The organism is Autumnicola patrickiae, assembly GCF_031846525.1.
GTDB classification, from domain to species: Bacteria; Bacteroidota; Bacteroidia; order Flavobacteriales; family Flavobacteriaceae; genus Autumnicola; species Autumnicola patrickiae.
In genome coordinates this window covers 234,295-250,883 of the sequence record NZ_JAVRHM010000001.1, presented here as the reverse complement: position 1 = coordinate 250,883, position 16,589 = coordinate 234,295, and the positions used below count along the sequence as shown (strand labels likewise).

Annotated in this window: 17 protein-coding genes; 5 read left to right on the top strand and 12 right to left on the bottom strand. The window is 38.8% G+C overall.

Annotated features, from left to right (window positions below; genetic code table 11):
• Positions 1-62: 62 nt before the first annotated feature.
• The 5 genes from RM549_RS01135 to RM549_RS01115 all read right to left on the bottom strand — a co-directional run bounded on the left by RM549_RS01135 (position 63) and on the right by RM549_RS01115 (position 6,208).
• Positions 63-1,334 (bottom strand): adenylosuccinate synthase, encoded by a 1,272-nt coding sequence (locus tag RM549_RS01135; protein ID WP_311679841.1) that lies wholly within the window; start codon positions 1,332-1,334, stop codon positions 63-65.
• Between the two features lie 12 nt (positions 1,335-1,346).
• Positions 1,347-1,805 (bottom strand): Fur family transcriptional regulator, encoded by a 459-nt coding sequence (locus RM549_RS01130; protein WP_311493360.1) that lies wholly within the window; start codon positions 1,803-1,805, stop codon positions 1,347-1,349.
• A 29-nt stretch (positions 1,806-1,834) separates the two neighbouring features.
• Positions 1,835-4,045: a RelA/SpoT family protein gene (locus RM549_RS01125; protein WP_311680655.1), complete on the bottom strand. Its 2,211-nt coding sequence runs from the start codon at positions 4,043-4,045 to the stop codon at positions 1,835-1,837.
• 38 nt (positions 4,046-4,083) lie between these two features.
• The gene (locus RM549_RS01120) at positions 4,084-5,322 is read right to left on the bottom strand and encodes a M48 family metallopeptidase (protein ID WP_311679839.1); all 1,239 of its coding nucleotides are present in this window, start codon (positions 5,320-5,322) and stop codon (positions 4,084-4,086) included.
• A gap of 76 nt (positions 5,323-5,398) precedes the next feature.
• The gene (locus RM549_RS01115) at positions 5,399-6,208 is read right to left on the bottom strand and encodes a TrmH family RNA methyltransferase (protein ID WP_311679837.1); all 810 of its coding nucleotides are present in this window, start codon (positions 6,206-6,208) and stop codon (positions 5,399-5,401) included.
• A gap of 168 nt (positions 6,209-6,376) precedes the next feature.
• Here RM549_RS01115 and RM549_RS01110 point away from each other — a divergent pair, with 168 nt between their 5' ends.
• Positions 6,377-6,823: a hypothetical protein gene (locus RM549_RS01110; protein WP_311679834.1), complete on the top strand. Its 447-nt coding sequence runs from the start codon at positions 6,377-6,379 to the stop codon at positions 6,821-6,823.
• Between the two features lie 70 nt (positions 6,824-6,893).
• On the opposite strand, the gene RM549_RS01105 is transcribed toward RM549_RS01110, so the two are convergent.
• Positions 6,894-7,967: a DUF3810 domain-containing protein gene (locus tag RM549_RS01105; RefSeq protein ID WP_311679832.1), complete on the bottom strand. Its 1,074-nt coding sequence runs from the start codon at positions 7,965-7,967 to the stop codon at positions 6,894-6,896.
• A gap of 89 nt (positions 7,968-8,056) precedes the next feature.
• Here RM549_RS01105 and RM549_RS01100 point away from each other — a divergent pair, with 89 nt between their 5' ends.
• Entirely contained in the window at positions 8,057-9,517 is a 1,461-nt protein-coding gene (locus tag RM549_RS01100) for an aminoacyl-histidine dipeptidase (protein WP_311679830.1), read from the top strand.
• Between the two features lie 115 nt (positions 9,518-9,632).
• Here the strand turns inward: RM549_RS01100 and RM549_RS01095 are convergent, their stop codons facing one another.
• The 3 genes from RM549_RS01095 to RM549_RS01085 are packed head-to-tail and all read right to left on the bottom strand — an operon-like array spanning position 9,633 to position 12,322.
• Complete coding sequence (locus tag RM549_RS01095; protein WP_311679828.1) at positions 9,633-10,751, bottom strand: peptidylprolyl isomerase; 1,119 nt, start codon at positions 10,749-10,751, stop codon at positions 9,633-9,635.
• Positions 10,752-10,754: 3 nt separating this feature from the next.
• On the bottom strand, positions 10,755-11,309 hold the full coding sequence (gldI, locus tag RM549_RS01090; protein WP_311679826.1) for a gliding motility-associated peptidyl-prolyl isomerase GldI: 555 nt from the start codon (positions 11,307-11,309) through the stop codon (positions 10,755-10,757).
• Positions 11,306-12,322, bottom strand: a complete 1,017-nt coding sequence (locus RM549_RS01085) for a DHH family phosphoesterase (protein ID WP_311679824.1) — start codon at positions 12,320-12,322, stop codon at positions 11,306-11,308. The genes gldI and RM549_RS01085 overlap by 4 nt, the downstream gene beginning before the upstream one ends.
• Positions 12,323-12,574: 252 nt before the next feature.
• Here RM549_RS01085 and RM549_RS01080 point away from each other — a divergent pair, with 252 nt between their 5' ends.
• Positions 12,575-12,994, top strand: a complete 420-nt coding sequence (locus tag RM549_RS01080; protein WP_311679822.1) for a nucleoside-diphosphate kinase — start codon at positions 12,575-12,577, stop codon at positions 12,992-12,994.
• Positions 12,995-13,166: 172 nt separating this feature from the next.
• Here RM549_RS01080 and RM549_RS01075 read toward each other — a convergent pair whose 3' ends face one another.
• Genes RM549_RS01075 through recF form a run of 3 tightly spaced genes read right to left on the bottom strand, consistent with a single transcriptional unit; the run spans position 13,167 to position 14,960 of the window.
• Entirely contained in the window at positions 13,167-13,463 is a 297-nt protein-coding gene (locus tag RM549_RS01075; protein WP_311679821.1) for a DciA family protein, read from the bottom strand.
• Positions 13,444-13,884, bottom strand: coding sequence for a lipocalin-like domain-containing protein (locus tag RM549_RS01070; protein WP_311679819.1), 441 nt, complete (start codon positions 13,882-13,884; stop codon positions 13,444-13,446). Before RM549_RS01070 ends, RM549_RS01075 begins: the two co-directional genes overlap by 20 nt.
• Positions 13,881-14,960: a DNA replication/repair protein RecF gene (recF, locus tag RM549_RS01065; RefSeq protein ID WP_311679817.1), complete on the bottom strand. Its 1,080-nt coding sequence runs from the start codon at positions 14,958-14,960 to the stop codon at positions 13,881-13,883. Before recF ends, RM549_RS01070 begins: the two co-directional genes overlap by 4 nt.
• A 146-nt stretch (positions 14,961-15,106) precedes the next feature.
• Between recF and RM549_RS01060 the strand changes: the two genes are divergently transcribed.
• On the top strand, positions 15,107-15,877 hold the full coding sequence (locus tag RM549_RS01060) for a tetratricopeptide repeat protein (RefSeq protein WP_311679815.1): 771 nt from the start codon (positions 15,107-15,109) through the stop codon (positions 15,875-15,877).
• A gap of 7 nt (positions 15,878-15,884) precedes the next feature.
• Complete coding sequence (gene ribH, locus RM549_RS01055) at positions 15,885-16,382, top strand: 6,7-dimethyl-8-ribityllumazine synthase (protein ID WP_311679814.1); 498 nt, start codon at positions 15,885-15,887, stop codon at positions 16,380-16,382.
• Positions 16,383-16,589: the final 207 nt, after the last annotated feature.

The window sequence follows — 16,589 nt, the reverse complement described above, 5'->3', positions numbered from 1 at the left end:
TCAATAAAAATAACAAAAAAGGCTGTTTCGCGAGAAACAGCCTTTTTTATATCTAAAAAAGTTTAACGGGTAATCGTTTGTTTACGATCAGGCCCTACTGAAACTACAGAAATTGGTACTTCCAGTTCTTTTTCCAGGAATTTCATGTAATCATTAAATTCCTGTGGTAATTCTGATGCTTTAGTCATTCCCGTAAGATCAGCTGCCCATCCTTTCATTTCAGTATAAACGGGAGTGACATTTTCTGCTTCAATATTATATGGAAGATGTGTAATTTCTTCACCTCTGTAGTTATAAGCAGTACAAACTTTTAAAGTTTCAAAACCACTTAAAACATCACCTTTCATCATTATTAGTTGCGTGATTCCGTTTACCTGTACAGCATATTTTAATGCGACAAGGTCAAGCCAGCCACATCTTCTTGGTCTGCCTGTGGTCGCACCAAATTCGTTACCTACACGCGCCATGGTTTTTCCATCCTCATCAAAAAGTTCAGTAGGGAAGGGTCCGCTACCTACTCTTGTGGTGTATGCCTTAAATATTCCAAAAGCTTCTCCAATTTGTCTTGGTGCCACACCTAATCCTGTACATGCTCCTGCCGCAGTGGTGTTGGATGAGGTGACAAAAGGATAGGTTCCAAAATCGATATCCAGCAAGGAACCCTGTGCGCCTTCAGCCAGGATAGTTTTGTTGTCTGCCTGTGCTTTTTGAAGGTAATCTTCGCTATCTATAAAAGTGAGTTCCTTTAAAGTTTTTACAGCATCAAAGAATTCTTTTTCCAGCTCTGCCAGGTTGTACTGTACATCAACATTATAAAACTCGATCATTTTTTCATGCTTGTTGGCAAGGGCACGGTATTTCTCTTCCCATCCTTCAAGCTCAAGATCGCCGACTCTGATTCCGTTTCTTCCGGTTTTGTCCATATATGTTGGACCGATGCCTTTTAAGGTAGATCCAATCTTGGCTTTACCTTTAGAAGCTTCAGAAGCTGCATCAAGCAATCTATGTGTAGGTAATATTACATGTGCCTTTCTGGAAATAAGTAGCTTTGATTTGTAATCGACATTATGTTTGCCAAGATTCAGAAGCTCTTTTTTGAAAATCACAGCGTCAATTACAACTCCGTTACCAACTAAGTTAATTGTGCTGTCGTGAAAAATCCCTGAAGGAATTGTATGCAAAACATGTTTTTGTCCGTCAAATTCCAGCGTGTGTCCGGCGTTTGGGCCACCCTGAAAACGTGCTATAATGTCGTATTTGGAGGTGAAAACATCAACAATTTTTCCTTTTCCCTCGTCGCCCCACTGGAGCCCGAGAAGTAAATCTACCGCCATGAAATATTTAGGTTAATTAGTTTCTTCTTTTTTGTTGCCGTAAAAATATAAAGAATGTTTGGTAATTTCAATATCAAAAACCTCTTCTATGGTTTTTTTGATAGTCTGGATCCTTGGATCACAGAATTCTATAACTTCTCCGGTATCGGTAAGGATTATATGATCGTGGTTACGGTCAAAATACGATTTTTCATATTGTGCCTGGTTTTGTCCAAACTGGTGCTTTCTTACCAGTCCGCAACCCAACAACAGTTCTATGGTATTGTATAAAGTGGCCCGGCTAACCCGGTACTTTTTATTTTTCATTTTGATATAAAGGGATTCAATATCAAAATGATCGTCATTATTATATATTTCCTGAAGTATCGCAAAACGTTCCGGAGTCTTTCGATGACCCTTATCTTCCAAAAATTTGGTAAATACGTTCTTTACAACAGCCTGATCGTTCTTATTTACAACTTTCTTACTCATAATTCTTTCTCAAAAGCAAAGATATAGGATTATTCACGGCTTACCTTGTCTATGCCGTTAATTTTTTTAAGCCTGTTAATGATGGTGGAAAGGATGGAATTGTTCTTTACCACCAGGGTAATCCTCCCACTAAAAATACCGTCTGAACTCTCAAAATTAATATTTTTCATGTTCACATGCAGGTTACTGGAAATCTCTTTTGTAATCTCGCTTACCAAACCTAAATTATCAATTCCGGTAAGTCTGATTACCGCTTTAAAGTCCTGCTGGGAACTATCGATCCACTTTGCCGGAATAATTCTGTAGGCGTAATTACTCTGAAGCTGGATCGCATTTGGACAATCTTTCTTATGCACTTTAATACCATCACTGACCGTCACGAAACCAAAAACATTATCGCCAGGGATGGGATTACAACAACTGGCGAGTTTATAGTCCAGGGTTTCGTCCTGATCCTTTCCGAATACCAGCTGATCGTATTTGGAGGTAATTTCATCTTTATCAAGATCTTCTGCCACAACAGGCTTTTTGATCTTGCTTTTAATATAACTTACCAGTGCATTACTTCTGGAAGAAGCAAATTCCTTAATTTTCTGATTATCAATTTTACCTATTCCTACGCGATAGAATAAATCCAGGCTCGTTTTTAGATGAAAAAAGACAACCAGCTCGTTTACTATCTTTTCGTTGAATGGTATTTTTTGCGACTTAAGTTTTCGGGTAAGGATTGCTTTTCCTTCTTCGGCGATTTCCTTTTTCTCATCTTTAAGAGAGGATTTTATTTTCGCCCTCGCCCTGGCAGTACTTGCATAATCAAGCCAGTTGATATTGGGCTTTGCATTTTCTGAAGTTATTATTTCTACCTGGTCGCCGCTTTTTAATTCATGACTTAGCGGAACGAGTTTGTTGTTAACCCTGGCACCACGAGTGTGCGTACCCACTTCGGTATGGATACTGAATGCGAAATCCAGCGGAGTAGCTCCTTTTGGAAGGGACTTCAAATCCCCTTGCGGAGTAAACACGAAGATTTCTTTGGAATACAGGTTAAGTTTAAACTGTTCCACAAAATCAACAGCATTTACTTCCGGATTTTCGAGGGCTTCCTGCAAACGGTTCAGCCACTCCTCAATTCCCTGTTCTTCCTGAACATTTCCCTGCTTATATTTATAATGTGCAGCATAACCTTTTTCAGCAATCTCATTCATCCGTCTGCTCCTTATCTGCACTTCCACCCATCGTCCTTTTGGGCCCATTACGGTAATGTGCAAAGCTTCGTAACCTGTAGATTTTGGGGAAGAAATCCAATCCCTTAAGCGGGTAGGATTCGGTCTAAAATGATCTGTTACTATAGAATAAATTTTCCAGGCAAAGAATTTTTCGTCGTAAGGCTCACTTTTGTAAATAATCCTGATCGCAAATTTGTCGTAAACTTCATCAAAACTCACATTCTGATTGCGCATTTTACGATGAATGGAAAAGATAGATTTTGGCCTTCCTTTAATCTCATAGACAAAATCTTCCCTTTCCAGAGAATTTTCTATAACCCGGGAAAATTCCCTGATATACGCATCCTGTTCTTCCTTACTCTCCTTGATCCTGGTGAAAATCTCATTATAAACTTCAGGTTCTGTATATTTTAGTCCGAGATCTTCAAGTTCGGTTTTAATATTATAAAGCCCGATCCTGTGGGCCATGGGAGCATAAATATATAGTGTTTCTGAAGCGATTTTCACCTGTTTGTCCGGCCGCATGGCATCCATCGTCTGCATGTTGTGCAGTCTGTCGGCTATTTTAATGATGATCACCCTAATGTCGTCATTTAAGGTGAGCAGCATTTTTCTGAAGTTTTCGGCCTGCAGAGATACATCTTTATCCTTCTTAAGGCTGGAAATTTTTGTGAGTCCGTCCACAATTTTAGCAACGGTTTCCCCAAACATTTCTTCAATTTGCTCCAGGGTGTACGGAGTATCTTCAACTACATCATGAAGCAGGGCCGCGGCTATAGAAGTGGCATCCAGGCCAATTTCCGCAGCAACAATTTTTGCTACGGCAATAGGATGGAAAATATAGGCTTCGCCGGATTTTCTACGCTGGTCTTTATGCGCATCGACGGCAGTATCAAAGGCAGAGCGGATGAGTTTTTTATCCTCGTCTGTAAGGGTCTGGTAACTAATACGCAGGAGTTCCTTATACTGCCTCGCAATATCCTTATTTTCCTTTTTTATAGCGGCTTCTGTCATCATGTTTTAAAAGTACAATTAAGATTGTAAAGAAACAACTACAAATTCCCCTTCAGGTTTCTGAATCTCTGCAATAGTGTGGGGTGCGAGTAATGTACCTTTACATAAGTTTTATGCGGAGTTAAATTACTCAGGCTGTTTCTGGATAGTTTTTTAAGGCTGGAAATCAAATAATTACCATCATAAGTATCCTTCGCAAAATTATCTGCCTGATATTCAAATTTTCGGGAAAGATAATTCATTATAAATCCGGTTAATTCTGAAATGGGGCTGTAAAGAATTCCGAAGGCAACAAGCCCAATATGAAAACCTGGTTGTGAAACTCCGAGGGCATTGGAGAGCGCCGGATTTCCAACAAACAGTGACAGCAACCATAATGTAAAGCCGGTGGTAAGGATGGAAGCGGTAAGATTTACGATAATGTGGTTTTTCTTGTAGTGACCCACCTCGTGCGCCAGTACGGCAACAATTTCCTCGTCTTCAAGATCATTTACCAAAGTGTCATATAGGGTAATCCTTTTTTCCTTTCCAAATCCCGAGAAGTAGGCATTTGCTTTTGTGCTTCGTTTGGAGCCGTCAATTATAAAAATATTGTCCAGCTTAAAACCGACATTTCTTGCATATCCTTCAATTTTTGAGCGCAGGGAACCTTCCTGTAAAGGAGTCTGTTTATTAAAAAGCGGCACGATAAGTTTTGCGTAAAACATGTTCATGAAAATGGCAAATATCGCCACCAGGATCCACGCATACCACCAGAAGTTATCTCCGGCAACCTCGTAAAACCAGACGATCAAGGCAAGGATTCCGCCGCCCACAACAGCCGTCATTAACCAGCCTTTTAACTTGTCCAGCAAAAAAGTTTTTTTGGTGGTTTTGTTGAACCCGTATTTCTCCTCGATCACAAAAGTGCTGTACCAGGAAAACGGAGTGGTAAGAATATCACTACCAAACATAATTATTCCGAAGAAAATAAGCGCAATTAAGATAGGATTGTCAGTAACACTTCTTGCCACTTGATCCACCCAGGCAAATCCGCCAAAAATAATAAATCCCAAAGTCAGCAAAACTGAAAATGTAGAGGTGATCAATCCAAATTTGTAACGCTCTTTTTTGTACCGCTGCGATTTTTCATATTCTTCAGAATTATAAACATCCTCAAGTTCCTTTGGAACGGGATCATCAAAATGCTTGGCGTTAAGGGCGTCCAGTGTTTTATCAAAAATAAAATCAATGATAATGATGCCGATGATGATATAATATAAAGTTTCTGAATTCAATTGTTTTTCTCTTTAAATGAAATTTTTTCTTGTTTTGGCTATAGCTTTAGTTGGATGAAATTTAGCTTTCTATCGTCTACCGTCTAACTCCCCGTTGTCGTTTTGCTTCAAAAATAAGAATCCCGGCTGCAACCGAAACATTCATAGAATCTATTTTACCACTCATGGGAATGATAATATTCTGATCTGAATTTTCCAGCCATTCGCTGCTCAAGCCGGTAGCTTCTGTCCCAACCACGATTGCCGAAGCATTGGTAAAGTCAATTTCCGCATAAACTTTGGAAGACTGCAAAGCGGCGGAATAAATTTTAATATTCTGTCGTTTTAGGAAAGCAATAATTTCAGAAGTAGAACCAGTGGCAATTTGATTTGTAAAGACACAGCCCACGCTGGACCTTATAATATTTGGATTGTAAAGATCGGTCTTTGGATTGGCAATTATCACCGCATCCACCTTTGCAGCATCTGCCGTCCTCAATAAAGCGCCGATATTGCCCGGTTTTTCGGGTGCTTCAGCAATAAGAATCAATGGTTTTTCTGAAGAAAACTTCAAATCTTCCAGCGCCGGGGTTTTAGAGCGGAAAACTGCAATGATTCCTTCTGTACTTCCGCGGTAAGCGAGTTTATTGTAGACTTCAGGGGAGAGTTCTGTAATATCAGGTCGAAAATTGCCATTTTCGAGCACTGACTTTATTTCTTCTTCAGAAATTAAATTGGGTTGAATGTAGATTTCGGTTAGCTTAAAACCTCCTTCTATTCCCAACATGGTTTCCCGCATTCCTTCAACCGTAAAAACACCTTCTTTTCTCCTGTTTCGGGACTTTTCCTGTAACTGAAGAAGCCGTTTTACTGCTGTATTCTGTAAACTTGAAATTTGTTTGTGCATAAAGCAAAGATAATAAAGTGTAGCTGCCCTTACACGTTCCTAAATCTAAAGTTAAGAAGGGTTAAACCTGGTTAAAAAATGGCCAATATCGACCTAAGATCTGCTTAAACTTTTGGTATCAGCTAGAAATCAGCTAATTTGTAATGAATTTGTATAAATGAAAAAGCCATGACTGTAGAGAAAACAAAAAAGAATAAATTACCAATAAAAGAAAGTTTTAGAATCCTGAGCTTTATTTTTGCAGCCATTCTTGTAAGCGCCTGCTCCAGTACCATTAATTTTCCAACTTCAGAAGTACTGCCTGCGGCCGAGGCAAAGCTTAAAGTGGAGAAAAATGACAATAAAAATTATGAACTGGAATTTGAGGTAGAGAATATGGCCCAGCCCGACCGCCTTACTCCTGCCAGAAGAAATTATGTCGCGTGGATGGAAACGGAAAAGCACGGGACGATTAACATCGGGAATTTAAGGATAAACAGGAAGAACAGCGGAGAAATACGCACCGTTACACCATATAAACCGATTAGAGTTTTTATAACTGCAGAAGATCGCCAGGATGCTATAACTCCTTCAACCCAGGTAGTACTTAATTCTGGAAAATTTGACGCAGATTAAATTAGATAAGGTCCTGAAAATGCCAATTATCGTCCCACTGAAATTTTACTGCTGAAGAAAGGAATTGAAACTAAAATCTGTTTTCTTCTTCCTCAAAATAATTTACCAGCAACGCTACCACGTAGCTGTAGCTTCTTAAACCTTCAGATTGATTGTTTACAATTAAATAGCGATTGTATATTATCTGAAATATTGGTTCAAACGGATTTTTATGTGCTATCCAGAATTCTTCAACTTCCCTGTAGTTTTCCAGGATCCCCGGATTCATAGTTTTAATCAATTCTTCGGAAACTGCTTTATCCCTTCTATACAATTCATTTAAGCAATACCGAAGTGCAAACGTAAAACCAGAATATCTGAAATAAGGATCTGGATGGTTCATCGTGACCAGGCAGGCAATAAAATTTGCTTCATTTTCTTTTGCAAAACCAAGCTGGTGGCCAAGTTCGTGACTGGCAGTCGTCGGAATTTTATACGGAACAATGAGCGTGTTTACCTGAGCCTCGTTGGTTAGCGGATTAAGATATCCGTTAAAGCCCATATAAGACAAAGGCAGGCTGTAGAGAGAAGATTTCAGACTTTCTCCGCGGTATGCCAGCTCCGGAAATTCTTCGCTTACACTCTCATAACCATCAATCGTTCTTTCAAAAAGTTCTGATGTATTATACGGAATTTCAATTTTTACTGAATCGTTTTCAGCAAGTTCAGAATGGATTTCATTAGAACGTTCAATGAGTTGCTTTGTGAGTGTGATCAACTTTTCTGTGGTATATTCATTTTCAATTTCCAGCGATTGGTGCAACGGCAAACGGTAATAATTATAACCCCAGAAAAAATTGAAGCAGAAGTAGATTATGGATAAACTGGCAAAAGCTTCTATCAGCCATTTTTTAGGATTTCTAAACCGTTCTTTTGATCTTATTACGATCCATCTAATTAAAAGAATTACCAGGAAAGCATACAGCAAATCTCCAAGGGAAAATGGAAGGATTCCCAAAGAAATCCGCATAATTCCCGAAATCTTAGGATATAGAAAATTGCTGTACCAGGTTTCGATAAACAGGGGGTGCGTGGATAAGATTTTGATCAGGATGATCTGCAGGGGTAGGAATAAAGCAAGAACTAACGTGGTTTTTCTCTTCACAGCACTATATTACAATTTTTATAACTTTTCAAATTTTCCAGCTTACGCAATTACCAATACATTTGTGAATATACCAAAATATTAAGATTATGAATGAAGAAATAAGAGAACTAGAACCACAGGAATTATGGAAGAACTTTGCAGATCTCAACGAAGTCCCAAGAGCTTCCAAGAAGGAAGAGCAGGTAATAGAATTCATTAAAAACTTCGGAAATAATCTTAATCTGGAAACTTTGGTAGACGACACCGGGAATGTGGTTATCAGGAAACCTGCCACTGCCGGCCTCGAAGATAGAAAGCCGGTTGTGCTCCAGTCACATCTTGATATGGTGCACCAGAAAAATAATGACACAAAATTTGATTTCGCCACGCAGGGAATAGAAATGTATGTAGACGGAGATTGGGTGCGGGCAAAAGGAACCACGCTTGGTGCCGATAATGGCCTTGGTGTGGCCACAATTATGGCAATTCTGGAGAGTAAGGAAATCCAACATCCTGCACTGGAAGCTCTTTTTACGATAGATGAAGAAACTGGAATGACCGGGGCAAAAGGCCTGGATTCAGATCTGCTAAAAGGGGAAATTCTTTTAAATCTTGATACCGAAGAAGATGACGAAATAGGTATTGGTTGTGCAGGAGGTGTGGATATTACAGCAATCAGGGAATATGAGCAGGAACATACTCCTGATAATTCTGTAGGTTATCTTATTAAAGTTAAAGGTTTAAAAGGTGGCCATTCCGGTATGGATATTAATAAAGGTCTCGGAAATGCGAATAAATTGATTACCCGCGTACTTTATGATTCTTTCCGTGATTATGGTTTGCGTTTATCTACGTTACATGGTGGCGGATTGCGAAATGCCATTCCCCGTGAAGCCGAAGCTGTTGTGGTTGTAGACAAATCTGATATCGAACCTTTTCTGAATGAAAACCTGATTTTGATTGACGACATTAAAGCAGAATATAAAAGCCTGGAGCCAAACCTCGATATTAGTATTTCTGAAGCTGAGGTGCCGGAGCATGTGATGAAGGTAGAAGATCAACAGGATTTGTTAAAAGCGGTTTCTACAGCACATAACGGAGTTTACAGAATGAGCCCTGAAATTGAAGGACTTGTAGAAGCTTCAAATAACATTGCACGAATTTCTGTTGAAGATGGAAGGATAGAGGTTAACTGCCTTACAAGATCTTCTGTAGAATCTTCCAGAAATGATCTTTCCAACAGCGTAGAGGCTGCGTTTGAACTCGCGAAATTTAAAGTAAAACTTTCCGGTGAATATCCTGGCTGGGCACCAAACAGAGAATCTGAAATTTTAAAAGTTGTAGATGAAACTTATCAAAAACTTAATGGTGAAAAAGCCAAAGTCGAAGCCTGCCATGCAGGACTGGAATGCGGAATTATAGGGAATCACTATCCGCACATGGATATGGTTTCTTTTGGGCCTACCATAAGAGGCGCACATTCTCCAGATGAACGCGCAAGCATTTCTTCATCAAAAAAATACTATAAGCTGGTTCTTGAAGTTCTAAAAAATATTCCGAAGAAATAAGCGCAAATTCTTATAAATGAGGTGCTTAAAACGGCAGTTTTCAACCTATAAAAAAGACGTATTAAGAATAAAAAAGCCCCGGAATGGGGCTTTTCAATTTTATGTTCAGAAAAGATTATTCCTGAATATCTGTAATTTCTAACTTGAAAACAAGGTCTGTGTTTGGAGGAATAGGGCCGCGTCCTCTTTCCCCATAAGCTAAATGACTTGGGATAAACGCTACAGCCTTATCACCAACCTTCATTTGTTGTAGTGCTTCATTAAATCCTGGGATCATAGGAGCATCTGGGCCGTACTTGATGTACATTGGACCATATCCTCCCTGTGCAGCACGTTGCTCATTAAAAGCACCTAATTCCCGTGCAAGGTCTTCTTTATTGGTATCGAAATAACCTCCGTCTTCAAAATAACCTTCATATAGAACGCCAACAGTTTGCCCTACTTCAGGTTTTTCTCCGTCGCCTTTTTCTTCAAAGTATATTTTGAGTCCGCTATCTAAGGAGTCTGCCTGCTCCTCTAAGTTCTGAAGTTCCTGTGCAGTTTCAGCCTTGGCTTCTTCCATCTTTCTCGCAGCTTCCTCTTTTTCAGCTTCTATATCCTGAAGTCCGGTTTCAAAAGTTTCGGCAGCATCAAAATTTTTGGCTTCTTTTCCTTTTCTGATGATGTTTACAGAATTTATCACCACATCTTCCACAGGTTTGTCCCTTGGCCCGGTCTCAACCTGGCCAATAGAATCAACTACATCCATGCCTTGTACTACTTCTCCAAAAACGGTATGTCTTCCGTCTAAATTAGGAGTAGGAGCGAGGGTGATAAAAAACTGACTTCCGTTTGTTCCCGGGCCTGCATTTGCCATAGAAAGGATTCCTTTAGAATCATGACGAAGACTGTCATTAGTTTCGTCCGGAAAACGGTAACCAGGTCCGCCTGCACCGGTTCCGGTAGGATCTCCTCCCTGGATTACAAAACCTTCAATTACCCGGTGAAAAATAATTCCGTCAAAAAATGGTTTGTCCTGGTAAGTACTGTCTACCTGTGGATTTGTACCTTCAGCAAGGGAAACAAAGCTTCCAACGGTAATTGGTGTTTGTTCAAAATAAAGTTCAGCAATAATAGGACCTTTAGAGGTGTTAAATTCTGCATACAAACCATCCTCTAAATCGGGATATTCGTCATTACAAGAGAATAAGCTTAGTGCTATTGCAAATAAAAATAATAAGTTCGTTTTTTTCATTTCTTAATTATTGGTTTCGTTTTCTGTTTTTATAGAGTGTAAAGTTACTTTTGTTTTAAGAGGAACGTTAGTCCCGATTTTTCCTTTGTCACCGTAGTAACCAAAAGCCTGATACGAAGGAAAAAGAAATGTCACTGTTTCCCCTTCTTTCATTAATTTAAGCCCTTCCCGCAAACCCGTAAAAAGCTTCTCCTGGTCTATGGCATATTCTCTCGTAGGTTTTTCACCTTCAGCATAGATAGGTTCGCCGTCCAGAGTGGAAATACTATAATCGAAAACCACAATGTCGCCAAAATCAGGAGTTGTTGTATTTACTGAATCGGTAGATTTTTGATTGTAATAGTACCAGAAATTACCTCGGGAGGCGATGTAATTTTGAGTTGAATCCTGTTCTATTATGCGTTGAATCTTTTCCTCTTCCTGGGTAAGCAAATCTCTATTGCGCTGTGCAGATTCATCTATATAGGAGCCGGATTTTTGAGTAACCGGATATCTTGCTTCCGGAGACTTGCAGGAAGCCACGGCAAGTGCAAGCAGGATCAGCAATTTCAGTTTCATAGCGATAATTCGTTTGAATATTCCGGCAGGATTTGATTGAACCTCATTACGGTTTCTTCAAGGGATAACATGCTTTTGCCGCCGGCCGCATTTATATGGCCGCCACCTTCAAAATGTTTTCTTGCGAAGTCATTTACCGAAAAGTCTCCTTTGGAACGGAATGAGATCTTGATCATATTTTCTGCTTTGTGTTCTATAAAAATTACGGCAAAAACTATTCCTGAAAGAGAAAGCCCGTAATTTACAAAACCTTCTGTATCACCTTTTTGAAAGTTATGCCTGTCAAGTTCCTGCTGGGACAAGGTGATAAAGGCCGTTTTAAGTTCCTGGTTGACTCTTAAATTCTGAAGGGCTGTGCCCAGCAATTGCAATCCGTTTTCAGAATTGGTATCGAAAACGTTATTATGAATAGTGGAATTATCAGCTCCTTTTTCAATTAAATCGGCCACCACGCGATGCGTATCGCTGGAGGTAGAGCTAAACCTGAAGGATCCGGTATCTGTCATTATCCCAGTATAAAGGCAGGTAGCAATTTCAGGAGTAATATTTTTAACAGCCCTTAATTTTTCGATAAAATAATAAACCATCTGGCAGGTTGAACTCATAGTGGCATCGCTATAAGTATAATGTGCATATTCTGCAGGTTCCTGGTGATGATCGATCATAATAAATATAGCCTCAGATTTTTCTAAACGCTCAAACATTAATCCTGATCGCGAAAGCGTATTAAAATCGAGGGTGAAAATTATTTCTGCCTCCTCAATAAGCTTATTGGACTTTTCCTGATTGCTTTCATAAACAATAACTTCTTCATTACCCGGAAGCCATTTTAGGAAATGCGGATAATCATTAGGAGCGATTACATGTGCGTTATGTCCTTTAGCTTTTAAAAAATGCCATAATGCCAGTGTAGAACCCATAGCATCCCCATCGGGACCTTTATGCGGCACAATAACAATATTGTTGGCTCTTGAAAGCTCTGCCGTTATTTCTAAAATATTTTGTTCGATCATACCTGTTGGTAAAGATAAGATTTATTAGAATTTACTAATAAATGCAGCTTCTTTTTTGTTTATTGACAAAGCAACAAAAAATGAGCTTTAAATACGCTGTTTTCAGATTTTTTCTGAAGTATTCTCTTTAATATGTGCCTAAAATCTGTAGAAAATCAAAAATGGTGAAAAATGAAGATCCAATATAAAGTAATTATAGGCTTGTAATTGTTGTGAATTACTTATTTTTGCACCAAATTTAAAAAAATAAAAATGGCAGGAAATAAAACTTTCACGATGCTGAAGCCAGATGCTGTGGAAAACGGGCATATTGGTGCAATTTTAGAACAAATCACAGCTTCAGGATTTAGAATAGTGGCAATGAAGCTTACGCAAATGACCCAGGCCGATGCTGAAAAATTTTACGATATCCACAAGGAGCGTCCGTTCTTTGGAGAATTGGTAGAGTTTATGACTCGTGGTCCTATTGTTGCGGCTATCCTGGAAAAGGAAAATGCAGTTGAAGATTTCAGGACCCTTATTGGTGCTACAAACCCTGAAGAGGCTGCTGAAGGTACTATCAGGAAAAAATATGCAGCTTCTATCGGAGAAAATGCGGTACATGGAAGTGACAGCGATGAAAATGCAGCTATAGAAGGTGCTTTTCATTTCGCCGGAAGGGAAATGTTTTAATTTCTGAACAAAATATTCTGAAAAGCCAGCGGGAAACCGGTGGCTTTTTTGTTGATAGGAATTTGCAATAATAGCGGAAGCGTAGCGTCGCCAAATTAAAGTCAGAAAAAAGAGAAGGTCGAAAATTGCCAATTTTCGACCTCGTCTTTAGAAAGTGCCTGTGATTTTTATTTTATCGCAGGACAAGCTTTTTTACAAGTTCCCGTCCTAGCTCCTTGTTGAGCATTTTGATGATTTTTTCCCTTCCGTAGCTCAATTCCTCACGCAAAACAGATGAACTTAGCTGTATATAAAGGGTGGAACCTTCCAATTTAATGGCAGTGGTGTATTTTTGGATGGCCGGACCCATTTGCTGGTTCCAGACATCCTTAACTGTTACTTTATCGAGCCCTTTTTGCAATTTATTGTGATCTACAAACTCCTTTAACACCTCACTAATACTCATATTTTCATTGTTCCGCTTCTTCATTTGTGCTAATGTTTATAGGTTGATATTTGTTGTAATGATAAATAACTCCTTCAGGGTTTAATATGCGCATTTTATCTTCTTCAGCAGAAATTACCGTTTCCATCCAGATCGCATAGGGAGTTTTGTAGTATAGCCGTAAACTGTCATTTTCGACTATGGCTTCAATTTCTTCAGTTGTTCCGGCAGCAATAGAGGTACCGTCAAATTTAGGTTTTACTTTTCTCCTAAAGCCTTTATCATTATTAAATTCAAGATAATCTATATAAGGACTCATGGTATACTCTTTTACAGAGTCATTGGAAAATTCCACTTTATCTATTTCCCAATATCCCGAAAGATGCTTTAGCTGCTCTTTTGGATCTTTTTTTTCACAACTAAGAAAAATACATCCCAAAAGTAATGATGCTAAAATTTTTCTCACAGCTTAAATATTTTATAGGATTGATTACTTTCTTTTACCACCTTTTCTGTTCTGTCGGCATGAGTGTCACTTATAAATATTTGCCCAAGTTCATCAGTCGCCACCAATGCAACGATATGGGAAACACGTTGCTCGTCCAGTTTATCAAAAATATCATCCAGAAGTAAGATTGGATTTACTTTACTAATAGCTTTTATAAAATCGAACTGAGCAAGTTTAAGAGCTACTAAAAATGATTTTTGCTGCCCCTGGGATCCAAATTTTTTAATCGGATGCCCTTCAATTTCAAAGCTTAAGTCATCTTTATGAATCCCAACGCTGGTGTACTGCAAAGCCATATCCTTCTGAAGGTTTTCTTCCAGTAATTTTCTCAAATCCTGGTCGAATAACTGGCTTTTATAACTAATGTTGACAGGCTCTTTATTATTGGTAATATCACCATACCTTTTGTTAAAAATAGGAATAAAATCAGCTAAAAATTTCTTCCGTTTTTCAAACAAACTCTGCCCAAGTTCAGAAATTTGCATATTGTAAATTTCCAGCGTATCACGGTCAAAGGAATTATTAGCCGCGAAATACTTCAGTAAAGAATTTCTTTGGGAGATGAGCTTATTGTATTGCAGGAGATGGTTGAGGTAAACGCTGTCGCTTTGCGAAATCACACCATCTATAAACTTCCTGCGGGTTTCGCTGCCTTCAATTATTAAATCCCGGTCTGCGGGAGAAATAATGACTGTAGGAATAAAACCTATATGTTCGCTAAATTTCTCGTAAGGTTTATTATTCCGTTTAATTACTTTTTTTTGTCCGCGTTTCGCGCTTACCAGGATATGCTCTTCCTTTTGATTTTTTTCAAATTCCCCTTCCACCACAAAAAAATCAGAATCATGATTAATATTCTGGCTGGTAATGGGGTTAAAGTAGCTTTTTCCGAAGGAGAGGTGATAAATACTATCCAAAACGTTAGTTTTTCCAACGCCGTTATGTCCTACCAGGCAATTGATTTTTGCATCAAATTCAAATGCAGCCGAATCCAGGTTCTTATAATTAAGTAAGGATAGTTGTTTTAAAAACATAAGATACTGTTAATCAGCTGTTTTTTAGATTTAAATCTTGGGGTTCCCGGCACTGCGAATGACCCTAAAATATCTAAAAAATACAAATAAATTCTCTTTTAATTTTCAATAAAAATTCTATTTTTGCCACGCATTAAACAGACTTTATGGCAACGTATAAGAAAAAGGGACATAAACCTTCTAATAAAGAGGAAGAAAAAAAACATGTAGAGGAAGAATCTACAACAGCAGAAGTTTTTAATTCTCTTGATGAAGGTGCCGGCAGAACCGAAACTTGGGTAGCCGAGAACCAAAAATACATCTACATCATAGTTGGTGTAGCCATAATAGCCGTCCTTGGTTATTTAGGATATGAAAGGTTCATACAGGAACCAAGAGAAGCTGAAGCAGCCAATGAAATGGCACAGGCACAAAATTATTTTTCCGGTGCCCTTAATACTACAGGAGCAGAGAGCGATTCCTTATACACCATGTCTTTAAATGGAGGGGAAGGAAAATACGGTTTTACTGAAATTATAGAAAACTACAGTGGTACCGATGCAGCGAATATTGCTAAATATCATGCCGGATTTGCCAATTTACGTATTGGAAATTACCAGGAGGCGATAGATTATCTTGAGGATTATAGTGCAGACGATGAAATTACCGCTGTTCTGGCTAAAGGAGGAATAGGAGATGCTTTTATGCAACTGGATCAGCCTGAAGAAGCTTTGGATTATTACGCTGAAGCGGCTTCTATGCGATCTAATAGTTTTACAACACCAAAATTCCTTTTAAAAGCGGCTATTACTGCTCTTGAATTGAACCAGGCCGGAGAGGCAGAAGAGTTTCTGAACAGGATTGAGGATGAATATCCAGATACTCCTGAAGCAGACAAGGTGGCGATCCATATGGGACGCGCTCAGGCAATGAAATAAAACAATTATGGCTACTGAAGGAAATAACCTATCAGAATACGACAAGAATGCAATCCCAGACGCGAATAATTTTCGGTTTGGGATTGTTGTTTCAGAATGGAATGAGAAAATAACCGAAGGGCTTTTTCAGGGTGCTTTTGAAACATTAAAAGAACATGGTGTGGTTAATGAAAAGATTGTCCGCTGGAATGTTCCGGGAAGTTTTGAGCTCATTTACGGCTGTAAAAAAATGCAGCAAAGTTACGATATGCTTGATGCCGTAATTGCTATAGGAAGTGTAATTGAAGGAGAGACGAAGCACTTTGATTTTGTTTGTGAAGGAGTTACACAGGGAATTAAAGATCTTAATGTTAACAATGATATTCCTGTAATATTCTGTGTTTTAACAGATCAAAATATGCAACAGGCAATAGATCGCTCTGGTGGCAAACATGGCAACAAAGGAACAGAGGCTGCAATTGCAGCAATTAAAATGGCTCAGCTTCGCAAAGATGCCCGGTTTTAAGTAATTATTGAAATGTGAAGAGTGAGTAGTGAAGGTAGAAATTCTGGAGGTTGTAACCTGGAACTTTTCAAGCTTAGACCTGAAACTCCCTACCACCTGCTTTAAATCTTCAACCTCTAAACTTTGAAGACGGCATTATTCTTGCTAATTTAATTTTACTCGACGTAGCTTCGCAATTAGGAGCTTTTTGAGTAAATTTGAAGTACC